Origin of the sequence: Paenirhodobacter ferrireducens, assembly GCF_004022265.1 — a bacterium.
In the GTDB taxonomy this organism is placed as follows: Bacteria; Pseudomonadota; Alphaproteobacteria; order Rhodobacterales; family Rhodobacteraceae; genus Rhodobacter; species Rhodobacter ferrireducens.
Map to the genome: position 1 here is coordinate 79281 of NZ_SAVB01000021.1, position 25864 is coordinate 105144.

A 25864-nucleotide genomic window follows, 5' to 3' on the forward strand; every position below is an offset into this window, starting at 1 on the left:
CCTCAGTAGCCGCGGGCGCGGTCGACGCGGTTGAGGAAGGGCTCGCCCGCCTCGCCGCGGCGGATGTTCTCGGCGATCACCTTCGCGGCCGAGGCCGGGCGGGTTTCGGCCGCGACATGCGGGCTGACCGTCACCCGCGGGTGACGCCAATAGGGGTGCTCGGCGGGCAGCGGCTCGGTGCGGAAGACATCGAGCGTCGCCTGCGCCACCTGACCCGCATCCAGCGCCGCCAGCAGCGCCTCGTCGTCGATCAGGTTGCCCCGGCCCGGGTTCAGGATCACCGCGCCACGCGGCAGCAGGGCGAGCGTGCGGGCGTTCAGAAGACCCGTCGTCTCGGGCGTGTTCGGCAGGATCGTCACCAGAATCTCGGCACGGGCGAGCGCGGCCTCGAGCCCCTCGGCACCGCTGAGACAGGTGGCGCCCTCGATCGCCTTCGGAGAGCGGCTCCAGCCCGTCACCCGGAAGCCGAGCGTGACCAGCATCCACACCGCCGCCGCGCCAAGCGCGCCAAGGCCCAGCACCACGACCGAGCGTTCGGGCGCGAGCGGCGGCGCCACCTGCTCCCAATGCGGGGTGTGCCGGCCGATGAAACGGTCAAGCCCGAGATGGGCGCGCAGAACTTGCCCCGCGACCCATTCGACCATGCCGCGCTCGAGCCCCTCGTCGACCATGCGGCACAGGGGCTGGGTCAGCGTCGGGTTGCCCACCACCCGCTCGACCCCGGCCCAGAGGCCAAGGACGGCCTTCGCCTGGGTGTAGGGTGCGAAGTCGGTGACCGGGCCCGAGGGGGCATAGACGATGTACTCGACCGCCTCGGGCGGCACATCGCCCGGCCGCACCAGATCGACCGCCAGTCCCGCCTCGGCAAAGGCCCTGGCAAGGGCCGGCATCCAGACATCGGCCGTCGCGACGGCCCCGGCATAAAGCGCAACGACCATCAGCGCGGCCGGTGCACGTTGGCGCTTTGGACAAGGCCAAAGGCGCTGAGCAGGATCATCATCTGTGTTCCCCCGTAGCTGACAAGCGGCAGGGGCACGCCGACGACCGGCATCAGCCCCATCACCATCGCCATGTTGATCGCGAAGAAGAAGAAGAAGGTGCCGGCAACGCCCAGCGTCAGCAGGCTCGAGAACCGGTCCTTGTTGATCAGCGCGGCATAGATGCTGAAACCGATGATCGCGGCGTAGAGCATCAGAAGACCGAAGGCGCCGACGAAGCCGAACTCCTCGGCCAGCGTGGTGAAGATGAAGTCGGTGTGCTTCTCGGGCAGGAAGTTCAGCCGCGACTGCGTGCCCTGCATGAAGCCGCGCCCCGCCCAACCGCCCGAGCCGAGCGCAATCTGCGCCTGGGTGATGTTGTAGCCCGCGCCCAGCGGGTCCTCGGTCGGGTCGAGGAAGGTGTCGATGCGCTTGAACTGATAGTCGTGCAAGAGCTGCCAGTTGGTGCCACGGCTTTCGAGCACGCCGAAGACCAGGGCGACGACAAGGGCGATCACCGTGCCGAAATACCACAGGCTGACGCCGGCCGCGAACATCACGAAGCCGCCGCCCAGCACCAGCATCACCGCGGTGCCGAGGTCGGGCTGTTCGAGCACGAGGAAGGTCGGCAGCAGGATCAGCACCACCGGGATCAGCACCCACAGCGGGCGCGACACCTTCTCGACCGGCAGCCAGTCGTAATAGGCGGCAAGCAGCATCACGAGGGCGATCTTCATCAGCTCGGAGGGCTGGATCCGCACCGGCCCGACCTCGAGCCAGCGTTGCGCCCCCATGCCGATCGCGCCGAACAGGTCGACCGCGACCAGTAGCAGCAGGGCGATGAAATAGGCGACACCCGCGGTGTTGCGCCAGAACCAGATCGGGGTGAAGCCGACGACCAGCATCGCCAGCATGCCGATGGCAAAGCGCTTCATCTGCGGCTCGGCCCAGGTGGTCATGTCGCCGCCGGCGACCGAGTAAAGCATCAGGAAGCCCGCGCAGGACACCGCGGTGAGCAGGAAGATCAGTGGGTAGTTCAGGTAAAGCACCTTGCGCAGCCCGGTGGGCACCGTCTTCAGGTTGCTTTCGAGATAGCTCATGGCGCCTCCTCAGGCCCGGCTCTTGGCGCCGGTGCCGACGGTGTCCGGATCGACGAGGTCGAGTGCGTCGAAGCGGCTTTGGACCGCCTTGCGCTGGCTCGACGGATAGGCCTCGAGCGGCGGCAGCCCGTCGTTCAGCGCGAACAAGAGGATGTCGCGGGCGATCGGCGCGGCGGTGGTCGAGCCGCCCGAGCCGTGCTCGACGATCAGGCTGACGGCGTATTTCGGATTGTCGGCCGGGGCGAAGCAGACGAAGAGCGCGTGGTCGCGCCGGTTCCAGGGCAGCTGGTTGTTCGAGATCACGCCGCGCGCACGTTCGGCGGCCGAGATGTTGCGCACCTGGCTGGTGCCGGTCTTGCCGGCCATCTTCCATTCCGACAGCACGATCTTCGCCTTGCCGGCGGTGCCATGCGCGCCGTTCACCACCGCGATCATGCCCTTGCGGACATGGTCGAGCCAGGCCTCTTCCAGGCCGAGCGGCTCGGGTTCCGGCACCGGCACCTCGACCCCGTCCATCGAGCGGATCAGCCGCGGTTTCACCGCCTTGCCCGAGGCGAGCCGCGACACCATCACCGCAAGCTGCAGCGGCGAGGCCAGCACATAGCCCTGCCCGATCGAGGAGTTGATCGTGTCGCCGATGCGCCAGTCCTTGCCATAGCGCTCCTGCTTCCAGGCCTTGGTGGGGGCGACCCCCTCGGCCACGGCCGACATCGGCAGGTCGTGCCGCACGCCCACGCCCATGCGCTTGGCCATCGCCGAGATCTTGTCGATGCCGACCTTCTGCGCGACCTCGTAATAGAACACGTCGCAGCTCTGCTCGAGGCTCTGGATCACGTTCACCCGGCCGTGGCCCGAATGCTTCCAACAGTGGAAGCGCCGGCCGCCGACCTCGATGTAGCCCGGGCAGCGCACCGTGTCCTCGGGGCCGATCACGCCCGCCTCGAGCGCGGCAAGCGCGGTGACGATCTTGTAGGTCGAGCCCGGCGGGTAAAGCCCCTGCACCGACTTGTCGGCGAGCGGGCGGTGGTCGTCCTCCATCAGGCTGCGGTAGTCGGTCGAGGAAATGCCGCGCACGAAGAGGTTCGGGTCGAAGGACGGGACCGAGGTGATGGCGAGGATGTCGCCGTTCGTCACGTCCATCACCACCGCGGCGGCGCTTTCGCCCTTGAGCCGTTCGTGGGCGAAGTTCTGCAACCGGGTGTCGAGGGTGAGCTGCAGGTTCACCCCGGGCTCGCCCTCCTTGCGGCCCAGTTCGCGCATCTCGCGCCCGGCCGAGTTGACCTCGACCCGGCGCTGGCCCGAGCGGCCGCGCAGCACCTCCTCCATCTTCGCCTCGACCCCGGTCTTGCCGATCTGGAACTTCGGGATGCGCAGCAGCGGATCGGGGTTCTCGATCTGGCTGAGGTCGTAATCCGAGACCGGGCCGACATAGCCGAGCACATGGGCGAAATCGGTGCCGTGCGGGTAGTTGCGCGACAGCCCGACCTCGGGCGACACGCCGGGGAGCGCCGGGGCGTTCACCGCGACGCGGGAGAACTCCTCCCAGCTCAGCCGGTCGGCGACCGTCACCGGCGCATGTGGCGGCTGGCGGCGGATCTCGGTCATCACATCGGCGGCGGCGTCGTCGCTCACCGGCAGCAGCCGGCGCAGGTCGGCCAGCACGGCATCGACATCGCCCGCATCCTCGCGGGTGATGGTGACGCGGTAATTCTGTTCGTTGCCCGCCAGCAGCACGCCGTTGCGGTCGTAGATCAGCCCGCGGGCGGGCGGAATGAGCCGGATCTTGACCGAGTTCCCCTCGGCCAGCAGCCGGTAGTCGTCGGCCTGCTCAAGCTGCATCTTGCGCATCCGCATCGCCAGCACGCCGATGATGCCCGCCTGCGCCACCCCCAGCATCAGCCCGCGCCGGGTGATCGACGAGCGGCTTGCGCGGACGTTCTTCTCGGTCTTCTTCATGCCGGCCTCCTTTCCGCGCCGCTCACAGCGGATGCCCGAGGGCGTCGACCTCTCCGGGCGCGGCGCGGCGCAGCCCGAAGGCCATGCGCGACAGCGCGACGACGAAAGGATAGGCGAGAAGCGTCATCAGGTAACGCAGAAGTTCAAGCCCGAGCGGCGGCTGATCGACCATCGCCAGCGCCAGCACCAGCCGGTTGGCGAGCAGCATCGCCAGCATCACGCCGCTGACGAGCAGCATCTCGAGCACAAAGGGCATGCCACGGGCCGCGGACTGGCGCGCGCGCAGGAACTCGGTGCCGGCGAGCAGGATGAGCGGCCACAGCCCGATCGGGCGCCAGAACATCAGATCCTCGACGAAGGCCACGGCGACGATCAGCAGCGCGGGGACGAAATCGGGCCGGCGCAGCACCCAGGCGAGGGTGAAGGCCAGCATCAGGTCCGGGCCGGGGATGCCATGCGCCATCGGGTTCACCGGCAGCAGGCGCAGGAACAGGATCACCGCCGCCAGCGCCACATAGAGTGCGCGATGCGCAAGCCGGCGCGTGGTGAGCGGGTCAACCATCCTTGCCCCCCTTCGCCTCTTCCTCGAGCACCTGCGGCGGCGGCGGGATCAGGGGGCCCGCATCCTGCAGCTGCTCGGCCGGGTGGGAGCGCAGCACGCGCAGGAAGTCGAGCCGTTCGTAATCGGCCGACAGCCGCACCCGCAGCCGCCGGTCCTGGCCCTGCAGGACCTGGCCCACCAGCAGCCCGGCCGGGAACACCCCGCCATCGCCCGAGGACACGACCCGGTCGCCCGGCCGCACCGCATCGGCGTTCTCGAGGAAGTCGATCAGCGGGAAGGCGGTGTTGTCGCCGGTCAGGATCGCCTTCTGGCCCGAGGGCTGAATGGTGACGGGCACGCGGCTTGAACTGTCGGTCAGCAGCACGACGCGGCTGGTGGTGTGGCCGACGCCCGAGATCCGTCCGACCAGGCCGAGCCCGTCCATCGTCGCCCAGCCGTCGACGATGCCGTCGCGCGAGCCGACGTTGAGCAGCACCGATTGCCGGAAGGGCGAGCCGCTGTCGGCGAGCACCACGCCCGACACCGAGGTCAGCTTGGGGTCAAGGCGCACCTGGTTCTGCGCCAGAAGCTTGGCGTTCTGCTGCTCCAGCTGCACCGCCGCTTCCTTCCAGGCCTTCATCTGCTGCAGCTCGCGCCGCAGCTCCTGGTTCTGTTCGTAGATCCGGACATAGGACTGGAAGCCCTCGACCATGCCGAGGAATTTCGTCACCGGCACCATCGCCCAGTCGAAGGTCGGCACGAAGCGGTCGATGAAGGCCGAGCGGAAGCGCTCGACCCGCGGGCTGTCGATGCGCCAGGCCAGAAAGCTGACAGCCAGAACCAGCGCCAGAATCGCGATGGCGATCCGACGCAGCGGCCCTGCGTAATCTTCGTCGCGGTCTTTCGCCACGTCTGCCTCCGGTTGCAGCCCCGACGCCCGTCAGGGGCCGGCCTCAGCTGTCGTAGTCGATCACGTGGCGCAGCTGCTTTTCGTATTCGAGCGCCTTGCCGGTGCCGAGCGCAACGCAGTTCAGCGACTGGTCGGCGATCGAGATCGACAGCCCGGTCTGTTCGCGCAGGCTCAGGTCAAGCTCGCCCAGCAGCGCGCCGCCGCCGGTCAGCATCACGCCACGGTCGACGATGTCGGCGGCCAGATCGGGCGGGGTCGCCTCGAGCGCCTGCATCACCGCGTCGCAGATCTGCTGCACGGGTTCCGACAGCGCCTCGGCGATCTGCGCCTGATTGACTTCGACTTCCTTCGGCACGCCGTTCAGCAGGTCGCGCCCGCGCACCAGCAGGCTCGCGCCGCGGCCGTCGTCGGGCATGCGCGCGGTGCCGATCGTGGTCTTGATCCGCTCGGCCGTGCTTTCGCCGACGAGCAGGTTCATGTTGCGCCGCAGGTAGGAGATCACCGCCTCGTCCATTCGGTCACCGCCGACGCGCACCGAGCGCGCATAGACGATGTCGCCGAGCGACAGCACGGCCACCTCGGTGGTGCCGCCGCCGATGTCGACCACCATCGAGCCGGTGGGATCGGTGATCGGCATGCCGGCGCCGATCGCCGCGGCGATCGGTTCGGCGATGAGCCCGGCGCGGCGCGCCCCCGCCGACAGCACCGACTGCCGGATCGCGCGCTTCTCGACCGGGGTCGCGCCATGCGGCACACAGACGATGATCTTCGGCTTCGACAGCGTCGAGCGCTTGTGCACCTTGCGGATGAAGTGCTTGATCATCTCTTCGGCGCTGTCGAAATCGGCGATGACGCCGTCGCGCATCGGGCGGATCGCCTCGATCGAGCCGGGGGTGCGGCCGAGCATCAGCTTGGCATCCTCGCCGACCGCGAGGACCTGCTTCTTGCCGTCCTTGACGTGATAGGCGACCACCGAGGGTTCGTTCAGCACGATGCCCTTGCCCTTGACGTAGACCAGCGTGTTCGCCGTGCCGAGGTCAATTGCCATGTCCGAGGAAAAAATCCCGCCCAGTCCCGCCATGTCCGCTTCCCAATGAGTAAAAGCCCGCGACTCGCCCCCCGAGCCCGGTTTCCGCCCATATAGGCAAAGCCTCGAAAATGCGGAAGCGGATTTCCCTCACGCCCCGGTCACAGCCGCGGCATTCCGCCGGCCGATGGAGGCGGAATTGCAGAAATCGAACATCGGATCCGGCCATTAGGCCGCGTCAGAGTTTTGAAATATTCAATCTGCAACTTCTCACGAAATCGTGTGATTTTGCGGTGGAAAATCGGCTCTGCCGGGCTTGCGCGGGATGAAAAGGGGCGCCGGGCGATGCCGGCGCCCCTGATCCCTGTCGCGGCCCGCTCAGAGCTTGTAGCTCACCGTCTTCATGTCGGCGTCGGGCGCGGTCTTCTGGCTGCGCACGCGCAGACGGTTCAGCGCCCCGACATAGGCCTTCACCGAGGCGAGGATGGTGTCGGTGTCGGCGGCCGAGCCGGTGACGATGCGGCCGTCCTCTTCCATCCGCACGCTCACCGTCGCCTGCGCATCGGTGCCCTGCGTCACCGCCTGCACCGAATAGACCTTCAGCTTCGCCTTGGTCGGGTAGATCGCCTTCACCGCCTTGAAGCAGGCGTCAACCGGGCCGTCGCCGGCGCAGGTCGCGCTTTTCTCGACGCCGTCGACCAGCATCTTCAGCTCGGCTTCCTGACCGTCCGAGCCGCAGACCACGCGCAGCCATTTCACCTGCAGATAGTCGTTGCCGGTGTTGGCGGCGCTGTCCGACATCAGCGCGATCAGATCCTCGTCATAGATCTCCTTCTTGCGGTCGGCGAGCGCCTTGAACCGCACGAAGACGTCGTTGAGCTGGTTCTCGGCCATGTCGAAGCCCAGATCCTTCAGCTTCGAGCGCAGCGCGGCGCGGCCCGAATGCTTGCCCATGGCAATGTTGGTCTCGGTGATGCCGATGTCGGCGGGCTTCATGATCTCGAAGGTCTCGACGTTCTTCAGCACGCCGTCCTGATGGATGCCCGACTCGTGCAGGAAGGCGTTCTTGCCAACGATCGCCTTGTTGAACTGCACCGGGAAGCCCGAGACCTGGCTGACGCGGCGGCTCAGGTTCATGATCTTGGTGGTGTCGATGCCGGTGGTGTAGGGCATCAGATCCCGACGCACCTTCATCGCCATCACCACCTCTTCGAGGGCGGTGTTGCCGGCGCGTTCGCCGAGCCCGTTGATCGTGCACTCGATCTGGCGCGCCCCCGCGGCGACGGCCGCCAGTGCGTTCGCCGTCGCCATGCCGAGGTCGTTGTGGCAGTGGGTGGCGAAGATGATCTCGTCGGCGCCCGGCACCTTCTCGAGCAGCATCGAGATGATCTCGGCCGATTCCTGCGGCAGGGTGTAGCCGACGGTATCGGGGATGTTGATCGTCGTGGCGCCGGCCTTGATCGCGGTCTCGACCACACGGCACAGATAGTCGCGCTCGGTGCGGATCGCGTCCATCGCCGACCATTGCACGTCCTCGCACAGGTTGCGGGCGTGGTTCACGGTATCGGCGATGCGCTCGATCATCTGGTCCTGATCGAGGTTGGTAATGCCGCGGTGGCTGGGCGAGGTGCCGATGAAGGTGTGGATGCGCGCGCGCGGCGCGTGCTTCACCGCCTCCCAGCAGCGGTCGATGTCCTTGTAATTCGCGCGGGCGAGGCCGCAGATCACCGAGTTCTTCGCGTTCTTCGCGATGTCGGACACCGCCTCGAAATCGCCTTCCGAGGCGATCGGGAAGCCGGCCTCGATGATGTCGACGCCCATCTCGTCGAGAGCCTGGGCAATCTCCAGCTTCTCGTCATGGGTCATCGTCGCGCCGGGCGACTGTTCGCCGTCACGCAGGGTGGTGTCGAAAATCAGGACACGGGATTTGTCGGTCATGTTCGCAGCCATGGAAATGTCTCCTCGGGGTCTTCCTTAGCGTCAGGGGAACCCGAAGGCCAGCGCTCGCGTGGGCTTCGGGAAGGTCGGGCGCTGGATACCCCTGAGCGGTCGCGCCCGAGGGCACGCTCAGAGGCTGCTAAGAAGAAGGAGACCACGGACGGACAGGCCGGAGGCAAAGGCCCCGGGACGGTTCGTCGAAATGTTCAGCATCCGTGTCATGGCCGCGACTATACCGGCCCGGTCGCGTTTGAAAAGCGGAATCTGCATGCGGTGCGGGGATGCACCGGATGCAGGGCTGTCTTGCACGCGGGGCCGGGTTGAGAACCGCGCCCGCGCATGCCACATCCCGGGGCAGGGGAGAGACCGAAAGGACGAGAGATGAGCGAGATGAATACCCCCGAGGGGATGGAGCTGACGCTGCGGACGCTGGCGATGCCCGCTGACACCAACGCGGCGGGCGACATCTTCGGTGGCTGGGTGATGTCGCAGATGGACCTTGCCGCCGCGATCCGCGCGAACGAGCGCTGCAACGGCCGCACGGTGACGATCGCGGCGAACGAGATCGTGTTCAAGCAGCCGGTGAAGGTGGGCGACACGCTGTGCGTCTATACCGCGGTCGATCAGGTCGGCCGCACCTCGATGGTGATCCGCATCGAGGTCTGGGCCCGGCGCGCCTATACCGCGCTGCGCGAGAAGGTGACCGAGGCGCGCTTCACCATGGTCGCGGTCGATGCCGAGGGCAAGCCGCGCGCGGTGGACATGGCCGCAGTCTGACCGCTTTCCCTGTCCGCCCTCCGGGCGGGCAGGGTCAGTTCGCGGCCGGGGCCGCCGGCGCCTCTGTCTCTGGCGCATCGCCGGCCGGCGGTTCGGTGACCGGCGCTTCCTCGGTCAGAACGTTCTCGTTCCAGGTGCCCGAGGCGACCTCGCCCGACTTGTAGCGCATCACGCCCTTGCCCTGACGCTTGCCCATCACGAAGGTGCCCTCGTAGCTGTCGCCGTTCGCGTAGGTCGCCTTGCCCTGACCGTCGATCTCGCCATTGTGCCAGCCGCCCTCGTAGACGAAGCCGTCGGGCATGGTGATCCGGCCCCGGCCCGAGCGCTGTCCGGCCTCGAAGCCGCCTTCGTAGACGGTGCCGTCGGCATAGGTGGCCTTGCCCTGACCCTGGCGCTGGCCATCGGCCCAGTCCCCCTCGTAGACATAGCCGTCGGGGTAGGTCATCTTGCCCTTGCCGTGGTTGCGCGCGGCCAGGAACTGCCCCTCGTAGACGAGCCCGTTCGCATAGCGCGCGATGCCGGTGCCCTCGATCACGCCGGCCGACCAGTCGCCCTCATAGCTTGACCCGTCGGGATAGGTGATCTTGCCCTTGCCCTCGGGCAGGTCGTTCCTGAACGCGCCCTCGTAGACCGAGCCGTCGGGATAGGTGACCTTGCCCGCGCCCTCGATCCGGCCCTCGGTCCAGTCGCCGTCATAGACATAGCCGTCGGTGCCGCGGAACACGCCCCGGCCCGAGCGGGCATCGCCCGCGAAGCTGCCCTCGTAGGTGTCGCCGTTCGCGTAGGTCACCTTGCCCTGGCCCTGGCGCTTGCCGTCGACCATCTCGCCTTCGTAGATGTCGCCGTTCGGCTGCACCAGCCGGCCGGTGCCGTTCATCTGGCCGGCGGCCCAGAGCCCCTCGTAGACGAGCCCGTTCGCCATCGTCAGCCGGCCGTGGCCTGCGCGCGCGCCGGCCAGCATGTCGCCCTCGTAGACCGAGCGGTCGGGATAGGTGATCTTGCCCTGTCCCTGCTTCACCCCCTGTACCCAGTCCCCTTCATAGCGATAGCCGTCGGGGCCGGTCAGCACGCCATGGCCCTGATGCAGGGCGTTGACGAAGCTGCCCTCGTAGGTGGTGCCGTTCGCGTAATGGGCGATGCCGTTGCCGGTGATCTCGCCCTGCACCCAGTCCCCCTCGTAGGTGCCGCCGTCGGCGAAGGTGATCTTACCCTTGCCATCGGGCTTGCCGCGCGAGAAATGGCCGACATAGACCGAGCCGTTCGGGAATTTCGCCGTGCCCTCGCCGACGATCTCGCCCATCACCCAATCGCCCTCGTATTCATAGCCCGAGGGCAGGCGGTAGATGCCGTGGCCGTGCTGCTTGCCGTCCTTGAAGGTGCCTTCGTAGATGCCGCCGTCCTCGTATTGCTTGGTGGCGACCTCCTGGGCCACGGCGGCGCCGGCGGCCAGCGACACTGCCAGTCCGATTGCGAGAATCCGTGTGCGCGCCATGTTTCCCCCTGACTCGGCCTGCCCGAAGGCCGGGCAAATCTAGTGCGCGGGGGCAGATCGCACAAGCATCGCGGCCGTCCCTGCCGCATTGCGGCACCGATCGGTGCGGGTTTTCGCCCCCTGCGGCTTTCCACCGCTGCACCAAGAGGCTACATCGGGGGCAGACGAACGAGGAGCCCCGCATGGCCGACAGATTCCGCCTCACGCTCGCCCAGCTCAACGCCACCGTCGGCGATCTCGCCGGCAATGCGGCGAAGGCGCTTGCCGCCTGGGAGGAGGGCCGCGCCGCGGGCGCCGACATGGTGGCGCTGCCCGAGATGTTCCTGACCGGCTATCAGACCCAGGACCTGGTGCTGAAGCCCGCCTTTGTCGCCGATGCGATGGCGGCGATGGAGGACCTCGCCACCAAGATCACCGATGGTCCGGCACTTGGCATCGGTGGCCCTTACTGGGACGAGAGCGGCCATTACAACGCCTGGTGGGTGCTGGAAAACGGCCGCGTCGCCGCGCGCATCCTCAAGCATCACCTGCCGCATGTGGACCTGTTCGACGAACTGCGGGTCTTCGACAGCGGCCCGATCTCCGGCCCCTACCGGGTCGGCCCGCTGGTGATCGGCTCGCCGATCTGCGAGGATTCATGGCATGCCGACGTCGCCGAGACGCTGGCCGAGACCGGGGCCGAAATCCTGCTGGTGCCGAACGGTTCGCCTTACTATCGCAACAAGCTCGAGCTGCGGATGAACCTGATGGTCTCGCGCGTGGTCGAGACCGGGCTGCCGCTTGTTTACCTGAACATGGTGGGCGGGCAGGACGACCAGCTCTTCGACGGGGCAAGTTTCGTCTTGAACCCGCATGGGGCGCTCGCCGCCCAGCTGCCGGTCTTCGAGGAGGCCGTGGCGCATATCGACTTCGAGCGCGGCACCGACGGCTGGCAGGCACTGCCCGGCCCGGTGACCGAGGCGCCGTCGGACTGGGAACAGGATTACGCCGCGATGGTCACCGGCCTGCGCGACTATCTTCGCAAGTCGGGCTTCTCGAAGGTGGTGCTCGGGCTCTCGGGCGGCATCGACTCGGCGCTGGTCGCCACGATCGCGGCCGATGCGATCGGGGCCGAAAATGTGCATTGCGTCATGCTGCCCTCGCGCTTCACCTCGCAGGGCTCGCTTGATGATGCGGCCGATCTGGCCCGCCGTCTCGGCACCCGGCTCGACGCCGTGCAGATCGAGGGGCCGCGCGACGCGGTGGCGGGGGCGCTCGCCCATCTGATGGAGGGCACGAAACCCGACATCACCGAGGAGAACATCCAGTCGCGCCTGCGCGGCGTGATGCTGATGGCGATCTCGAACAAGTTCGGGGGGATGCTGCTGACCACCGGCAATAAGTCCGAGGTCGCGGTCGGCTATTGCACGATCTATGGCGACATGGCGGGCGGCTACAACCCGATCAAGGACCTCTACAAGACCCGCGTCTTCGAGACCTGCCGCTGGCGCAATGCGAACCACCGGCCGTGGATGCAGGGCCCGGCGGGCCAGGTGATCCCGCCCGCGATCATCGACAAGCCGCCAAGTGCCGAGCTGCGCGACAACCAGAAGGACGAGGACAGCCTGCCGCCCTACGAGGTGCTCGACGCGATCCTCGACCGGCTGGTCGAGCGCGACCAGTCAGTGGCCGAGATCGTCGCGGCGGGGTTTGAGCGCGCCACGGTGAAGCGGGTCGAGCATCTGCTCTACATCTCGGAATGGAAGCGGTTCCAGTCGGCGCCCGGACCGCGGCTGACGACGCGGGCCTTCTGGCTCGACCGCCGCTACCCGATGGTGAACCGCTGGCGCGACACGCGCTGAGGCCGCCCCCGGAAACGCCTCCCGAAATGCAAAAGCCCCGGCGTTTCCGCCGGGGCTTTGTGTTTCCGTGGCGCCGGGATCAGCCGAAGACGGCGGTCAGCGCGCCATCGACAGCATCGGTGATCGCGTCGATGTCATCGGGCGTCGCGATCAGCGCCGGGCTGAAGCACAGCGTGTTGTTGAAGCCGGTGAGCGAGCGGTTCGTCATGCCGAACATCACGCCGCGCTTCGCCCCCTCGGCCACCACGCGCGAGACCTCGGCCTCGGCCATCGGCTCTTTCGTCGCCCGGTCGGCGACCAGCTCGGCGCCCGCAAAGAGGCCCGCGCCGCGCACGTCGCCGATCACCTTGTGCTTTTCCATCAGCGCGTTGAGGTTCGCCATGATCCGCTCGCCCATGGCGACGGTATTGGCCAGCAGCCCCTCGTCCTCGATGATGCGCATGTTCTCGAGAGCCGCAGCCGGGCCCGCAGTGCAGCCGCCGAAGGTCGAGATGTCGCGGAAATAGCTCAGCTTGTCCGAGGCATCCTTGAACTGCTCGAACACCGCCTCGGTGGTCACGCAGCACGAGATCGCCGCATAGCCCGAGGCCACGCCCTTCGCCATCGTCACGAAGTCGGGCTGGATGCCGTAGTTCTGATAGCCGAACCAGGTGCCGGTGCGGCCCATGCCGCAGACGACCTCGTCGATGTGCAGCAGGATGTCGTATTTCTTGCAGATCTCCTGCACCCGCTGCCAGTAGCCCTTCGGCGGCACGATCACGCCACCGCCCGCGGTGACGGGCTCGAGGCACAGAAGGCCGACGGTGTCCGGGCCCTCGCGCAGGATCACTTCCTCGATCGCATCCGCCGCGCGTTCGCCGTAGTTCTCGACATCCCATTGCGCACGATACTCAAGGCAATGCGGCACAGCGACGAAGCCGTCGGGGAAGGGGCCGTATTGCATCGCGCGCTCTTCCTGACCGCAGGCGGCGAGCGTGCCGATCGTCGCGCCGTGATAGTCGCGCTCGCGATAGAGGATCTTCGACTTCTTGCCGCCATGCAGCCGCGCCGAGATCTGGCGCACCATCTTGAAGACCTTCTCGTTCGCTTCCGAGCCGGAGTTCGCGTAATAGACGCGGCTCAGCCCCGGCATCTTGGTCAGCAGCTTTTCCGAGAACAGCGCGCCCGGGATGGTGCCGCCGCTGCCCGCCCAATAGGGCAGCTCGATCAGCTGGTCGCGGATCGCGTTCGCGATGCTCTCGCGGCCATAGCCGACGTTCACCGTCCAGACCCCGCCCGAAACCGCGTCGATGAATTCGGCGCCGTGCTGGTCCCAGATCCGCAGGCCCTGGCCCTTGACGATGATGCGCGGGTCGGTGGTCTCGAGCGATTTGTGCTGCAGCAGATGGTGCCAGACGTTGGCGCGGTCGGCCTCGGTGACGTGGGAAAGGTCGTTCGTGAGCTTGTTCATGGGACTCGGTCCGTGATTTCGGGGAAAGCTGTCTGTCTGCAAGGAAGCCACGTTCCGTCGCCTGCAACAATCCTTTTTCCGCTGCATCCAAGTCCTTGATTTTGCGTGTTCGTTCGTTGATGTTTTGCGAATGTCGAACAAGCGGAACGGGGCGGGGCAATGGATGTGGACGTCGGCGGCAGGTTGCGCGCCTTGCGCGCAGCGCGCGGGGTCTCGCAGCGCGAGCTGGCGCGCCGGGTGGGCGTGCCGAATTCGACGATCTCGCTGATCGAATCCGGTCGCGCCAACCCCTCGGTCGGGGCGCTCAAGCGCATCCTCGACGGGCTGCCGATCGGGCTTGCGGAATTCTTCGCCTTCACCCCGGAGACCGAGCGGCGCTTCTTCTTCGCGGCCGAGGAGCTGGTCGAGATCGGCAAGGGCAAGATCTCCTACCGCCAGATCGGCGAGGCGGGGGCGGGGCGGCTGTTGCAGATGCTGCACGAGACCTACCAGCCCGGCGCCGACACCGGCAAGGTGGCGCTCAGCCACCAGGGCGAGGAGATCGGCATCATCCTGACCGGCCGGCTCGAGGTGACGGTCGACGGCGAACGCAAGATCCTCGGCCCGGGCGATGCCTATGCCTTTGCCAGCCCGCTGCCGCACCGCTTCCGCAACCCGGGGCGCGAGCCCTGCACCGTGGTCAGCGCCTGCACGCCGCCGAGCTTCTGAGCCGGGCGTGACCATGGTCCCGGTGTTCGCCTTGCCCGAAATACCTCGGGGGTGAGGCCTGAAGGGCCGAGGGGGCGGCGCCCCCTTTCCCCCTCCCGGCCGCGCGCGCTCAGATCTCGGTGAGCGTGGTCGAGCGCAGCAGCCGCTTCACCGTGTGCAGCTCGCACAGGTCGGTGGCCTCGGTCATCACCGCCGCCGCCGCCGCCGCCGCGCCCCAGCGCAGCGCCTCGGGCTGCGGCAGGCCGCGGGTGCGGGCGAGGGAGAAGGCCGCGACGAAGCTGTCACCGGCGCCGACCTTCGAGATCACCTCGTCGGGGAAGGCCTGCGCCACCCAGCGGCCCGCGGCGGTGGCCAGCACATTGCCATCCGCGCCGCGCGCCACGATCACCGCATGGGCGATGCCGCGGTTCACCAGGCTTTCGGCGAAATCGGCGCTGTCGGTGCGGCTGGGCAATGGATGGCCGGCAAGTTCCTCGGCCTCGAGATCGTCCATGCGCAGCACGTCGGCGGGTTTCGCGCCCGAGCTCAGCAGCGCATGCAGCGCCTTGCCCGAGGTGTCGAGGAAGAAGCGCGCCTGAGTGCGGGCGATCCGGGTGGCGAGCCTTGCCGGGAAATCCTCGGGCACGCCCGGCGGCTGGCTGCCCGAGAGCACCACGATGCCGCCCTCGGGCGCGGCCCGGCCGATCCGGTCGAGCACCTTGGTCACGTCGCGTTTCGACCATTCCGGCCCCGGCATGACGAAGCGGTATTGCTCTCCTGTCGAGGCGTCGGTGACGGTCAGGCTCTGCCGCGTCTCGCCGGGCGCGGGGAAGGGCGACAGCCCGATCCCCTGCTCGGCCAGCAGGTGCATCACCTTGTCGCCGGTCGGCCCGCCAAGCGCGACGAAGGCAGTCGAATGTCCGCCAAGCGCCGAGATCGCGCGGCTGACGTTGATGCCGCCGCCGCCCGGGTCGGTATCGGGGCGCGAACAGCGCAGCTTGCGCTCGGGCGCCACGTGATCGGCGGTGATCGCAATGTCGACCGTCGGGTTGAGCGTGATGGTCAGGATCGCGGGCATGCAATCTCCCCGGGTGTTTCGCGCGCGGCAAGTGCCGCGATCATGGCAGGTCCGCTGCCCTGTTCCAAGCGCTATCGCCGCAGTGCGGCACCTGTCAGAGGTCGAGCTGATAGCTCACGGGGATGAAACGGAAACCGCCCTCCGTGGCCTCGAGGAAACCGGCTGCGGGGAAGGGCATGTGGTAGCCGATGAAGGGGATGCGTTCGGCCGCGATTGCGCCCAGCACGCGCTTGCGCGTGGCGATCGCCTGGGCGCGGTCGCTGTCGAAGCGCACCTCCCAGTCCGGGTGGCCGACCGACCAGACATAATGGTTCGCAGTGTCGGCGGTCAGCATCAGCGCGCGCTCGGCACTTTCGAGGCGGAAGACCATGTGCCCCGGCGTGTGGCCCGGGGCGAGCGCCGCGGTGATGCCGGGCACCACCGTGTCGCCGTCGTCAAGGAAGGTGAAGCGGTCGGCGAGCGGGCGCACCCGGGTCTCGAAGGTCTCGTTGCCGGCGGCGGACCAGTGGTCCCATTCGATCCGGCCGGTGACGCAGCGCGCCTGCGGGAAGGTCGCAACACCCCCGGCACTCAGCCCGCCGATGTGGTCGGCGTGCATGTGGGTGAGCACGACGAGGGTGACGTCCTCGGGGGCGTGGCCGGCGGCGGCAAGCGCGGCGAGCACTCCTTCGGGGGCAAGTCCGGTGTCGAAGAGCACGGTCTCGCTGCCAGTCTCGACCAGCACCGGGGTGAAGGAATTGAGGGCGCGGTCGGTGGGCAGGAAGGCGGCGTCGCTTGCCGCGGCAAAGGCCTCGTCCGACACGTTCAGCCCGAAGGTGCCATGCGGCGCCTCGAGCGGCCGCTGCCCGGCAAGCAGCGGGGTCACGGTGAACGCGCCGAGCCGCAGCCGCCGCCAGGGGGCGATCGCGGGCGGGGCGGGGGGCGTCTCGGTTGCCGCGGCCGGTTGCGGCAGGGCCGAGGCGAGGGGCAGGGCGGCGGCGCCGGCAAGGGCGGCTCGGCGGGTCGGGTGCTTCATTCTCGGTCCTCCGGGCGGGTTTCGGCTCAAGCTAGGGTCGCCTCCTGCCCCGGCAAGCCGCGCTCATTCCCACCAGCGGTCGATCGCGGCGATATCGCCATCCGACCAGCCGAAGTGATGCGCGAGCTCGTGCACGAAGACATGGGCCACCAGCGCATCGAGCGCCACATCGCCACGCGCCGCCCATTCGTCGAGGATCGCGCGGCGAAACAGCCAGATCACGTCGGGCCCGCCCGGATCCATCACCGATTTCTGCGTCATCGGGATGCCGTCATAAAGCCCGGTGAGTTCGAAGGCGTCCTCGATCTCCAGCTCGTCGAGCAGATCGTCCGCGGCGAAATCCTCGATCCGCAGCACGACCGCCGCGGCCGGGCCGCGGAAGGCCTCGGGCAGGGCGGCGCGCGCGGCTTCCGCCATCGCCGCGATGTCGTCGAGCGAGGGGGCCTCGCAATCCTTCCAGCGTGCCGTCATCCTGTCCTCCACCGTGCCGGTCCAGCCCCCGATATGGACAAGAACGGCCGGGTGTGAAAGAGCAGGGGCCCACAGGAGGCCCCCAGATGACCATCGTGACCCGTTTCGCCCCGTCGCCGACCGGCTACATCCATGTCGGCAACCTGCGCACCGCGCTGATGAACTATCTGCTCGCCCGCAAGGCCGGCGGCACCTTCATTCTGCGCATCGACGACACCGATCAGGAACGCTCGAAACAGGAATACATCGACGCGCTGAAGGCGGATCTCGAGTGGCTCGGCATCGAGTGGGACCGCGAGGAGGCGCAGTCGCGCCGGCTCGACCGCTATGCCGAGGTGGCCGATCATCTGCGCGCCGCGGGCCGGCTTTACGAGTGTTTCGAGACCCCGACCGAGCTGGACCTCAAGCGCAAGAAGCAGCTCAACATGGGCCGCCCGCCGGTCTATGATCGCGCCGCGCTGAGACTGGGCGAGGCCGAGAAGGCGGCGCTGCGCGCCGAGGGGCGCGAGGGCTACTGGCGCTTTGCCCTCGATCAGGAGCGGATCGAATGGGAGGACGGCATCCTCGGCGCGATCTCGATCGACGCGGCCTCGGTCTCGGACCCGGTGCTGGTGAAGACCTCGGGGCAGGTGCTTTATACCTTCGCCTCGCCGGTCGACGATGCCGACATGGGGGTGACCCATATCGTGCGCGGCGCCGACCATGTGACGAATACCGCGACGCAGATCCAGATCATCCGTGCGCTCGGGGCCGAGCCGCCCGCCTTCGCGCATCACTCGCTGCTGACCGGGCCGCAGGGCGAGGAGCTGTCGAAGCGCCTCGGCGCGCTGTCGATCCGCGACCTGCGCGCGCAGGGCATCGCGCCCGAGGCGCTGCTGTCGATGATGGCGCGGCTTGGCTCGAGCCAGCCGGTCGAGCTGAAGATGTCGCTTGACGAACTGGCCGAAGGGTTCGAACTGAGCCAGTTCGGCGCGGCGCCGACGAAATTCGACGCGGCCGAGCTGATTCCGCTGACCCGCGCGCGCAATCAGCATCTGCCCTTCGCCGCGGTGGCCGAGCGAATCGCGGGGCTCGGCATTCCCGCCGCGCAGGCCGAGGCCTTCTGGCGGGTCGCCTCGCACAACATCGACCGGCTCGACGATCTCGGCCATTGGGCGGATCTGTGCCTGAACGGCGCCGAGCCGGTGATCGAGCCGGAGGATGCCGAGTTCGTCGCGACGGCGCTGGCGCTTCTGCCCGAGCCGCCTTTCGGCCCCGAGACCTGGGGGGAGTGGACGGCGCAGGTGAAGGCCGCGACCGGGCGCAAGGGGCGGGGCCTCTTCATGCCGCTGCGCAAGGCGCTGACGGGGCAGGCGCACGGGCCCGAGATGGCCGATCTTCTGCCGCTGCTGCACCGGGTGCGGGCGAAGGGCTGAGGCCGCGCCGGGCCCCTGCCGGGGCAGGGGGCGCTGCCCCCTCGGACCCCCGAGGTATTTTTGCCAAGATGAAAGGGGCGCGGTCGGCGCCCTTTTTTTCATGGCATTTTTCCTGACAGGAATGTCGCTTTTTTCTGCAAAGCGTCGCATCCGTTTTCTTGCTTGCCAGATACGGGGGGCTTCGGCTATCGGGAGAGACGTCAGGAACGGGAGAAGCCGGCCACGCGCCGGTGCCGAAGGAGCAACCGCCCCGGTAAACTCTCAGGCAAAAGGACCGACCTGATCGACGACTCTGGAGAGAGGCGCCCGGACACGGGAGCCCGCCGAAGGGATAACGATCTCAGGCGCCCGGCAACGGGTTGGGACAGAGGGGGCATCGAGCGGGCCGAAAGGCCATGGGATTCGGTGCCGGGGCTTTTCCGGCTGAAAGAGAGTGTGACATGGCCAGTGAAACCGGCCTGAAGCGGACGCCGCTTTTCGATCTGCATCTGGAGCTTGGGGCGAAGATGGTGCCCTTTGCCGGCTGGGAGATGCCGGTGCAATATCCGATGGGGGTGCTGAAGGAGCATCTGCACACCCGCGCCGCGGCGGGGCTGTTCGACGTCAGCCACATGGGGCAGGTGATCCTGCCCGCGGGCGCGGTCGCCGCGCTCGAGGCGCTGGTGCCGGTCGATGTCGCGGGGCTCGGCCTGAACCGGCAGCGCTATGCGATGTTCACCGATGCCGCGGGTGGCATTCTCGATGACCTGATGGTGGCGAACCGGGGCGATCATCTGTTTCTCGTGGTGAACGCCGCCTGTGCCGAGGCCGACAGCGCGCATCTGCGCGCCCATGTGCCGGGCGTCGAGGTGATCGCCGACCGCGCGCTTCTGGCGCTGCAGGGGCCGGCGGCGGAAACGGCGCTGGCGCGGCTGGTGCCGGGTGTGGCTGCGATGCGCTTCATGGAGGTCGCGACGCTCGTCTGGGAGGGCGCGGAGCTCTGGATCTCGCGCTCGGGCTATACCGGCGAGGACGGGTTCGAAATCTCGCTGCCCGAGGGGCGCGCCGAGGGGTTCGCCCGCGCCCTGCTGGCGATGGCCGAGGTCGCGCCGATCGGTCTGGGTGCGCGCGACAGCCTGCGGCTCGAGGCCGGGCTGTGCCTTTATGGCCATGACATCGACACCACCACCTCGCCCGTCGAGGCGGGGCTTGCCTGGGCGATCCAGAAGGCGCGCCGCGCGGAGGGCGCCCGTGCGGGTGGCTTCCCGGGCGCCGAGCGGATCCTTGCCGAGCTGGCGCAGGGGCCCGCCCGCCGCCGCGTCGGCCTGCGCCCCGAGGGCCGCGCGCCGATGCGCGAGGGCACCGAGATCTTCGCCGAGGAGAGCGGCGGCGCGGCGCTTGGCCGCGTCACCTCGGGTGGTTTCGGCCCCTCGATCAACGCGCCGATGGCGATGGCCTATCTGCCGGCCACGCTGACCGAGGGCACGCTCGTCTATGGCGAGGTGCGCGGCAAGCGTCACCCCGTCCGCATCGCCCCGATGCCCTTCCATCCCCATTCCTACAAACGCTGAGGAGCCCCCGAGATGACGATCAAATTCACCGAAGAGCACGAATGGCTGCGCGTCGAGGGCGACCTCGTGGTTGTCGGCATCACCGAACATGCCTCGGAACAGCTGGGCGACGTGGTCTTCGTCGAACTGCCCGAGCCCGGGACCAAGGTCGCCAAGGGCGACGAGATCTGCGTGATCGAATCGGTCAAGGCGGCCTCGGACATCCTCGCCCCGGTCGATGGCGAGATCGTCGAGGTGAACGAGGCGCTTTCCGACAACCCCGCCCTGGTCAACGAGGACCCGCTTGGCGCGTGGTTCTTCAAGATGAAGGTCGAGGACATGGAGCAGCTCGATGCCTTCATGTCGGAAGAGGATTATAAGGATTTCATCGGTTAATCCCATGTTCACGCCCACTTCCTACGATACCTACGATTTCGCCAACCGCCGCCATATCGGGCCAAGCCCGGCCGAGATGGCCGAGATGCTGAAGGCGGTGGGCGTGCCCTCGCTCGAGGCGCTGATCGACGAGACGGTGCCCGCCGCGATCCGCCAGACGCGGCCGCTCGGCTGGGCGCCGATGACCGAACACGCGCTGCTCGAGAAGCTGCGCGGGGTGGCGGCGAAGAACCGGGTGATGACCTCGCTGATCGGGCAGGGCTATTACGGCACGGTCACGCCGCCGGCGATCCAGCGCAACATCCTGGAAAACCCGGCCTGGTACACCGCCTATACCCCCTATCAGCCCGAGATCGCGCAGGGCCGGCTCGAGGCGCTGCTGAACTATCAGACGATGGTGGCGGACCTCACCGGCCTGCCGGTGGCGAACGCCTCGCTTCTTGACGAGGCGACGGCGGCGGCCGAGGCGATGACCATGGCTGAGCGCGCGGCGAAATCGAAGGCGCGCGCCTTCTTCGTCGATGTGAACCTGCATCCGCAGACGATCGGCGTGATCGAGACCCGGGCGCTGCCGCTCGGCATCGAGATCATCAAGGGCGAGCCCGAGACGCTGGTCCCCGACCAGGTCTTCGGCGCGATCTTCCAGTATCCGGGCACCTATGGCCATGTCCGCGATTTCACCGATCTGATCGAAAAACTCCACGCCGCCAAGGCATTGGCGGTGGTTGCGACCGACCTTCTGGCGCTGTGCCTGCTGAAGGAACCGGGCGCGATGGGGGCCGACATTGCGGTGGGTTCGGCGCAGCGCTTCGGCGTGCCGATGGGCTATGGCGGCCCGCATGCGGCCTTCATGGCGACGCGCGACGAGCTGAAGCGGTCGATGCCCGGGCGCATCGTCGGTGTCTCGATCGACAGCCGTGGCAACAAGGCCTATCGGCTCAGCCTGCAGACCCGCGAACAGCACATCCGCCGCGAGAAGGCGACCTCGAACGTCTGCACCGCGCAGGCGCTGCTCGCCGTGATGGCGAGCTTCTACGCCGTCTTCCACGGGCCCGTCGGGCTGCGCGCGATCGCCGAGCAGGTGCATCTGAACGCGGTGCGGCTGCGCGATGCGCTGGTGGCCGCCGGCGCCGAGGTCGCCCCCGAGGCCTTCTTCGACACGATCACCGTGAAGGTCGGCGTCGGCCAGCAGGGGATCATGGCGGCCGCCCGCCACCGCGGGCTGAACCTGCGCCGCGTCGGGCGCGACCGGGTCGGGATCTCGGTCGACGAGCTGACCGATGCCGGCGTCATCGCCCGGCTTCTCGACGCCTTCGGCATCACCGATCCGGCGCCCGAGACCGTGGGCCTCGGCTTCCCCGAGACGATGCTGCGCGACAGCGCCTATCTCACCCACCCGGTCTTTCACATGAACCGGGCGGAAAGCGAGATGATGCGCTACATGCGCCGGCTTTCGGACCGCGACCTCGCGCTTGACCGCGCGATGATCCCGCTCGGCTCGTGCACGATGAAGCTCAACGCCGCGGCCGAGATGATGCCGATCTCCTGGCCCGAGTTCTCCTCGCTCCATCCCTTCGCGCCGGCGAACCAGGCCGAGGGCTATGCCGAGGTGATCGCCGATCTCGAGCAGAAACTGTGCGAGATCACCGGCTATGACGCCTTCTCGATGCAGCCGAACTCCGGCGCGCAGGGCGAATATGCCGGGCTGATGACGATTGCCGCATACCATCGCGCGCGGGGCGAGGGGCACCGGCGCGTGTGCCTGATCCCGGTCTCGGCGCATGGCACCAACCCGGCTTCGGCGCATATGGCGGGGATGCAGGTCGTTGTGGTCAAGGCCGCGCCGAACGGCGACATCGACCTCGAGGATTTCGCGGCGAAGGCGGCCGAGGCGGGGGGCGATCTCGCGGCCTGCATGATCACCTATCCCTCGACCCATGGCGTCTTCGAGGAGACGGTGAAGCGGGTGTGCGAGATCACCCATGAGCACGGTGGCCAGGTCTATATCGACGGCGCGAACATGAACGCGCTTGTGGGCCTGGTGAAGCCGGGCGAGATCGGCGGCGATGTCAGTCACCTGAACCTGCACAAGACCTTCGCCATCCCGCATGGCGGCGGCGGCCCGGGCATGGGCCCGATCGGGGTGAAGGCGCATCTCGCGCCGCATCTGCCGGGCCACCCCGAGCTCGGCGGCGTCGAGGGGCCGGTGAGTGCCGCGCCCTATGGTTCGGCCTCGATCCTGCTGATCAGCTGGGCCTATTGCCTGATGATGGGCGGCGCGGGCCTGACCCAGGCGACGCGGGTCGCGATCCTGAACGCGAATTACATCGCGGCGCGGCTGAAGCCGCTCTATCCGATCCTCTTCATGGGCAACCGGGGGCGGGTGGCGCATGAGTGCATCCTCGACACCCGCGGCTTCGCCGAGGTGGGGGTGACGGTCGATGACATCGCGAAGCGGCTGGTCGACAACGGCTTCCACGCGCCGACGATGAGCTGGCCGGTCGCCGGCACGCTGATGGTCGAACCGACGGAATCGGAGACGAAGGCCGAGCTTGACCGCTTCATCACCGCAATGGAGGCGATCCGGGCCGAGATCGACGATGTCGCCCTGGGCCGCATCGGCGCCGAGGACAGCCCGCTGCGCCGTGCGCCGCACACGGTCGAGGATCTGGTGGCCGACTGGGATCGGCCCTACAGCCGCGAACAGGGCTGCTTCCCGCCCGGCGCCTTCCGCGAGGACAAGTACTGGCCGCCCGTCGGCCGGGTCGACAACGTCTATGGCGACCGGCATCTGGTGTGCACCTGCCCGCCGGTCGAGGACTGGATGTAAGACAACGGGCCGGGGGCGCTGCCCCCGGACCCCCGGAGTATTTCGGCCAAGGAAATGCCGGGTGGAAAGGGGAGGGGCACCTTCCCCTTTCCGCTTCCAATTGCCCCAAAATATCCCGGGGGTGAATTGGCGTAGCCAAGAGGGGCCAGCGCCCCCTTGCGGCCTCACCGCTGGCGCTGCGGCAGGTCTTCGGGCCCGAAGCTCACCCCCTGCGGGGCCAGCCATGCGGCGAAACGGGCGATCTTCTCGGCCATTTCGCAGGTGCCGCCCTGCCGCGCCATTTCCTCGGCATAGGCCGCGCGCAGCGCCTCCTGCCGCTCGGCCGTCAGGTTCCGGAACGGGGTCATCCTGTCTCCTTGCATTGTCGCGAGTCGCTTCCAATATATTCGGCAAATCGAATGCAACGGAGGCTCAACATGGCCGAATCGATGCGCGTGACCTGTCTCGAATGCGGGCAGGCGAACCGGGTTCCCGCCGACCGGCTGCTCGCGGGACCGAAATGCGGCGTCTGCGGCGCGCCGCTGATCTCGGGCAAGGTGACCGAGATCGAGACCGAGACCCTGATGAAGGCGGAAAAGGACGACCTGCCGCTTCTCGTCGACTTCTGGGCGCCTTGGTGCGGGCCTTGCCGGCAGATGGCGCCGCAGTTCCAGGCGGCGGCGGGGATGCTGACGCCGCAGGTGCGGCTCGCCAAGATCAACACCGAGTCGAATCCGACAGTGGCGCAACGCTATCGGATCCAGGGGATTCCGGCCTTCGTGCTGTTTCGTGGCGGGCGCGAGGTGGCGCGCGCGGCAGGCGCCCGGCCGGCCGCCGATCTTGCCGCCTTCGTGCGTGGCAAGCTTGGCGTCACGGCCTGAAAGGGGGGGGCGGCGGGGGAGCAAAACTCCTCGAAACCGAAGAATGAAAAATCTTTCATTCCCGTGTTTTGGGGCGCTTGACATTCCCCCGCCAAAGGGCGAAAAGCCCCCCACGGCGAGGGGCTGTAGCTCAGTTGGGAGAGCGCATCGTTCGCAATGATGAGGTCAGGGGTTCGATCCCCCTCAGCTCCACCAAGCCGTTCCTGTGTAATTTACCCATAACAGTGCCGATCTGAAGCATAAGCGTACCGATCGGCTGTCAACATGTTTGTTGGCGCACGGAAACCATCCTGTCCACGACGTTTCCTGCTCTTCGGTGAATTTCCTCCTTTCCCGCAGCGATACCCTCTCACGTTGGACGTGACGGCATCCGGATCGTGTTTGCTCGCACTCGATGTGCGGCTAGACTGGTTCGGCTTCCCTCTGAGACCAATCCCCATGACCTTCTGGTACACCGCCGACCTCCATTTCGGGCATGAGAGCATCATCCCCAACGCCCGGCGCCCGTTTCGCGACACCGCGCATATGGACGCCGCGCTGATCGAGGCCCTCTGGCAGAAGGTTGGGCCGGAGGATGACCTCTGGATCATCGGCGATTTCGCCTTCGGCCCGAAGGTCAAGGATCCCGACTGGCTGCTCGCGCTCTTCGGTCAGCTTCCGGGCGCGCGGCGGCACCTGATCGTCGGCAATCACGACGGCCCGCTGACGCAGGCGCTGCCGTGGGACAGCGTGTCCCTGCTTGCTGAGGCCGAAGATCCCGCAGCGGATCTGCCAGTCACGCTGTGCCACTACCCGATGATGACGTGGAACGGCGCGAGGAAAGGCGCGCTGCACCTGTTCGGGCATGTTCATGGGAACTGGCAAGGCAGCGCCAACAGTCTCAATGTCGGCGTCGATGTCTGGAATCATGCGCCTGTCACGATTGCAGAGGCTGCCCGGCGCGCAAAGGCATTGCCGAAGCACAAGCACTGGAAGGACGTGGAACCGAGGGCGTGAGAGATCGCGGCGATTTCCGGAATGGGCGCAGGTGACGTATTCGGCCCGTGAGCCGCCGGTCGCCTTTTGACGCCTCTTCCTGGAAGCAGCCGCTCGGGCCAAGTGCGGCGCTGTGCGGTGGATGAATGGTGGCTATATGGGGAACGCGCAACCGCCGGTCATTCTTGGTCAGATTTGGCAGTCAATGTTACTGAGAGCGGGCGGCGGATTTCTGGGAATGCGCAAAGGACTTGAAGGACGTGAAATGTGCCGGAAGAAACCTTCACAAGCTCTCATGCACGGCCGCCATGTGATCCGGCAACTCGTCGCGCAACATCACGCATTGAATCCTCGCGTCTACGGCTCTGTGCTTCGTCAAGAAGACAAGGAAGATAGCGATCTCGACATTTTGGTGGATCCTACGCCCGAAACCACTCTCTTCGATCTAGGGGGCCTACAGGAGACCTTGTTTCGCTAATCGGACGACGGGCCGATCTGGGCCTTATCCCGTCTGTCTCATGTCACGGCCTCGATCTCGGCCCGTCCCAGGGCCGAGCAGCGGTTCATGAATGAGCCATGTCGCGCCATTGGTCCGAGCG

The 25864-nt window shown here is 67.6% G+C and carries 23 protein-coding genes, 1 tRNA gene and 1 riboswitch; of the genes, 11 read left to right on the plus strand and 13 right to left on the minus strand.

The features are described 5' to 3' along the window. Nucleotides 1-2: 2 nt before the first annotated feature. The 7 genes from EOW65_RS14975 to EOW65_RS15005 all read right to left on the minus strand — a co-directional run bounded on the left by EOW65_RS14975 (nucleotide 3) and on the right by EOW65_RS15005 (nucleotide 8449). On the minus strand, nucleotides 3-938 hold the full coding sequence (locus tag EOW65_RS14975; RefSeq protein WP_128150768.1) for a 2-hydroxyacid dehydrogenase: 936 nt from the start codon (nucleotides 936-938) through the stop codon (nucleotides 3-5). Beyond that, a complete protein-coding gene (rodA, locus tag EOW65_RS14980) occupies nucleotides 938-2077 on the minus strand; it encodes a rod shape-determining protein RodA (RefSeq protein ID WP_128150770.1) in 1140 nt (379 codons plus the stop codon). The genes EOW65_RS14975 and rodA overlap by 1 nt, the downstream gene beginning before the upstream one ends. Nucleotides 2078-2086: 9 nt before the next feature. Then, nucleotides 2087-4033 (minus strand): penicillin-binding protein 2, encoded by a 1947-nt coding sequence (mrdA, locus tag EOW65_RS14985; RefSeq protein ID WP_128150772.1) that lies wholly within the window; start codon nucleotides 4031-4033, stop codon nucleotides 2087-2089. A gap of 22 nt (nucleotides 4034-4055) precedes the next feature. Further along, nucleotides 4056-4595 (minus strand): rod shape-determining protein MreD, encoded by a 540-nt coding sequence (locus EOW65_RS14990; RefSeq protein WP_128150774.1) that lies wholly within the window; start codon nucleotides 4593-4595, stop codon nucleotides 4056-4058. Continuing rightward, nucleotides 4588-5484 carry a rod shape-determining protein MreC gene (gene mreC / locus EOW65_RS14995; RefSeq protein ID WP_128150776.1) on the minus strand — a complete coding sequence of 299 codons (897 nt, stop codon included), beginning with the start codon at nucleotides 5482-5484 and terminating at the stop codon, nucleotides 4588-4590. Before mreC ends, EOW65_RS14990 begins: the two co-directional genes overlap by 8 nt. A gap of 43 nt (nucleotides 5485-5527) precedes the next feature. Further along, nucleotides 5528-6565 (minus strand): rod shape-determining protein, encoded by a 1038-nt coding sequence (locus EOW65_RS15000; protein ID WP_113900799.1) that lies wholly within the window; start codon nucleotides 6563-6565, stop codon nucleotides 5528-5530. A gap of 324 nt (nucleotides 6566-6889) precedes the next feature. Beyond that, nucleotides 6890-8449 (minus strand): 2-isopropylmalate synthase, encoded by a 1560-nt coding sequence (locus EOW65_RS15005; RefSeq protein ID WP_128150805.1) that lies wholly within the window; start codon nucleotides 8447-8449, stop codon nucleotides 6890-6892. A gap of 381 nt (nucleotides 8450-8830) precedes the next feature. On the opposite strand from EOW65_RS15005, the gene EOW65_RS15010 reads away from it, so the two are divergent. Then, complete coding sequence (locus EOW65_RS15010; RefSeq protein WP_206364077.1) at nucleotides 8831-9226, plus strand: acyl-CoA thioesterase; 396 nt, start codon at nucleotides 8831-8833, stop codon at nucleotides 9224-9226. Between the two features lie 34 nt (nucleotides 9227-9260). Here the strand turns inward: EOW65_RS15010 and EOW65_RS15015 are convergent, their stop codons facing one another. After that, nucleotides 9261-10718: an MORN repeat-containing protein gene (locus tag EOW65_RS15015; protein WP_128150778.1), complete on the minus strand. Its 1458-nt coding sequence runs from the start codon at nucleotides 10716-10718 to the stop codon at nucleotides 9261-9263. Nucleotides 10719-10900: 182 nt separating this feature from the next. Here EOW65_RS15015 and EOW65_RS15020 point away from each other — a divergent pair, with 182 nt between their 5' ends. After that, nucleotides 10901-12559, plus strand: a complete 1659-nt coding sequence (locus EOW65_RS15020) for an NAD+ synthase (protein WP_128150780.1) — start codon at nucleotides 10901-10903, stop codon at nucleotides 12557-12559. 79 nt (nucleotides 12560-12638) lie between these two features. Here EOW65_RS15020 and EOW65_RS15025 read toward each other — a convergent pair whose 3' ends face one another. Next, nucleotides 12639-14009: an aminotransferase family protein gene (locus EOW65_RS15025; RefSeq protein ID WP_128150782.1), complete on the minus strand. Its 1371-nt coding sequence runs from the start codon at nucleotides 14007-14009 to the stop codon at nucleotides 12639-12641. 159 nt (nucleotides 14010-14168) lie between these two features. Here EOW65_RS15025 and EOW65_RS15030 point away from each other — a divergent pair, with 159 nt between their 5' ends. Beyond that, nucleotides 14169-14717 carry a cupin domain-containing protein gene (locus tag EOW65_RS15030; protein ID WP_128150784.1) on the plus strand — a complete coding sequence of 183 codons (549 nt, stop codon included), beginning with the start codon at nucleotides 14169-14171 and terminating at the stop codon, nucleotides 14715-14717. Nucleotides 14718-14826: 109 nt separating this feature from the next. On the opposite strand, the gene EOW65_RS15035 is transcribed toward EOW65_RS15030, so the two are convergent. The 3 genes from EOW65_RS15035 to EOW65_RS15045 all read right to left on the minus strand — a co-directional run bounded on the left by EOW65_RS15035 (nucleotide 14827) and on the right by EOW65_RS15045 (nucleotide 17260). Beyond that, a complete protein-coding gene (locus EOW65_RS15035) occupies nucleotides 14827-15774 on the minus strand; it encodes a 1-phosphofructokinase family hexose kinase (RefSeq protein WP_128150786.1) in 948 nt (315 codons plus the stop codon). A gap of 94 nt (nucleotides 15775-15868) precedes the next feature. Continuing rightward, the gene (locus EOW65_RS15040) at nucleotides 15869-16789 is read right to left on the minus strand and encodes an MBL fold metallo-hydrolase (RefSeq protein WP_128150788.1); all 921 of its coding nucleotides are present in this window, start codon (nucleotides 16787-16789) and stop codon (nucleotides 15869-15871) included. Between the two features lie 63 nt (nucleotides 16790-16852). Beyond that, entirely contained in the window at nucleotides 16853-17260 is a 408-nt protein-coding gene (locus EOW65_RS15045) for a metallopeptidase family protein (protein WP_128150790.1), read from the minus strand. Nucleotides 17261-17346: 86 nt separating this feature from the next. Between EOW65_RS15045 and gltX the strand changes: the two genes are divergently transcribed. The 4 genes from gltX to gcvP all read left to right on the plus strand — a co-directional run bounded on the left by gltX (nucleotide 17347) and on the right by gcvP (nucleotide 23430). Continuing rightward, nucleotides 17347-18675 (plus strand): glutamate--tRNA ligase, encoded by a 1329-nt coding sequence (gene gltX / locus EOW65_RS15050; RefSeq protein WP_128150791.1) that lies wholly within the window; start codon nucleotides 17347-17349, stop codon nucleotides 18673-18675. A gap of 197 nt (nucleotides 18676-18872) precedes the next feature. Further along, a riboswitch (glycine riboswitch) is annotated at nucleotides 18873-18962 on the plus strand. A gap of 153 nt (nucleotides 18963-19115) precedes the next feature. Next, nucleotides 19116-20225, plus strand: a complete 1110-nt coding sequence (gene gcvT, locus EOW65_RS15055) for a glycine cleavage system aminomethyltransferase GcvT (RefSeq protein ID WP_128150793.1) — start codon at nucleotides 19116-19118, stop codon at nucleotides 20223-20225. A gap of 18 nt (nucleotides 20226-20243) precedes the next feature. Then, on the plus strand, nucleotides 20244-20600 hold the full coding sequence (gcvH, locus tag EOW65_RS15060) for a glycine cleavage system protein GcvH (protein WP_128150809.1): 357 nt from the start codon (nucleotides 20244-20246) through the stop codon (nucleotides 20598-20600). A gap of 4 nt (nucleotides 20601-20604) precedes the next feature. After that, on the plus strand, nucleotides 20605-23430 hold the full coding sequence (gcvP, locus tag EOW65_RS15065; protein ID WP_128150795.1) for an aminomethyl-transferring glycine dehydrogenase: 2826 nt from the start codon (nucleotides 20605-20607) through the stop codon (nucleotides 23428-23430). A gap of 164 nt (nucleotides 23431-23594) precedes the next feature. On the opposite strand, the gene EOW65_RS15070 is transcribed toward gcvP, so the two are convergent. After that, nucleotides 23595-23777, minus strand: coding sequence for a hypothetical protein (locus EOW65_RS15070; RefSeq protein WP_128150797.1), 183 nt, complete (start codon nucleotides 23775-23777; stop codon nucleotides 23595-23597). Between the two features lie 69 nt (nucleotides 23778-23846). On the opposite strand from EOW65_RS15070, the gene trxC reads away from it, so the two are divergent. The 4 genes from trxC to EOW65_RS20140 all read left to right on the plus strand — a co-directional run bounded on the left by trxC (nucleotide 23847) and on the right by EOW65_RS20140 (nucleotide 25743). Further along, a complete protein-coding gene (gene trxC, locus EOW65_RS15075; RefSeq protein WP_128150799.1) occupies nucleotides 23847-24290 on the plus strand; it encodes a thioredoxin TrxC in 444 nt (147 codons plus the stop codon). A 119-nt stretch (nucleotides 24291-24409) separates the two neighbouring features. Further along, nucleotides 24410-24485, plus strand: a tRNA-Ala gene (locus tag EOW65_RS15080). A gap of 243 nt (nucleotides 24486-24728) precedes the next feature. After that, a complete protein-coding gene (locus EOW65_RS15085; RefSeq protein WP_128150801.1) occupies nucleotides 24729-25286 on the plus strand; it encodes a metallophosphoesterase in 558 nt (185 codons plus the stop codon). Nucleotides 25287-25407: 121 nt separating this feature from the next. Beyond that, a complete protein-coding gene (locus EOW65_RS20140) occupies nucleotides 25408-25743 on the plus strand; it encodes a nucleotidyltransferase family protein (RefSeq protein ID WP_206364078.1) in 336 nt (111 codons plus the stop codon). The last annotated feature ends 121 nt before the right edge of the window (nucleotides 25744-25864 follow it).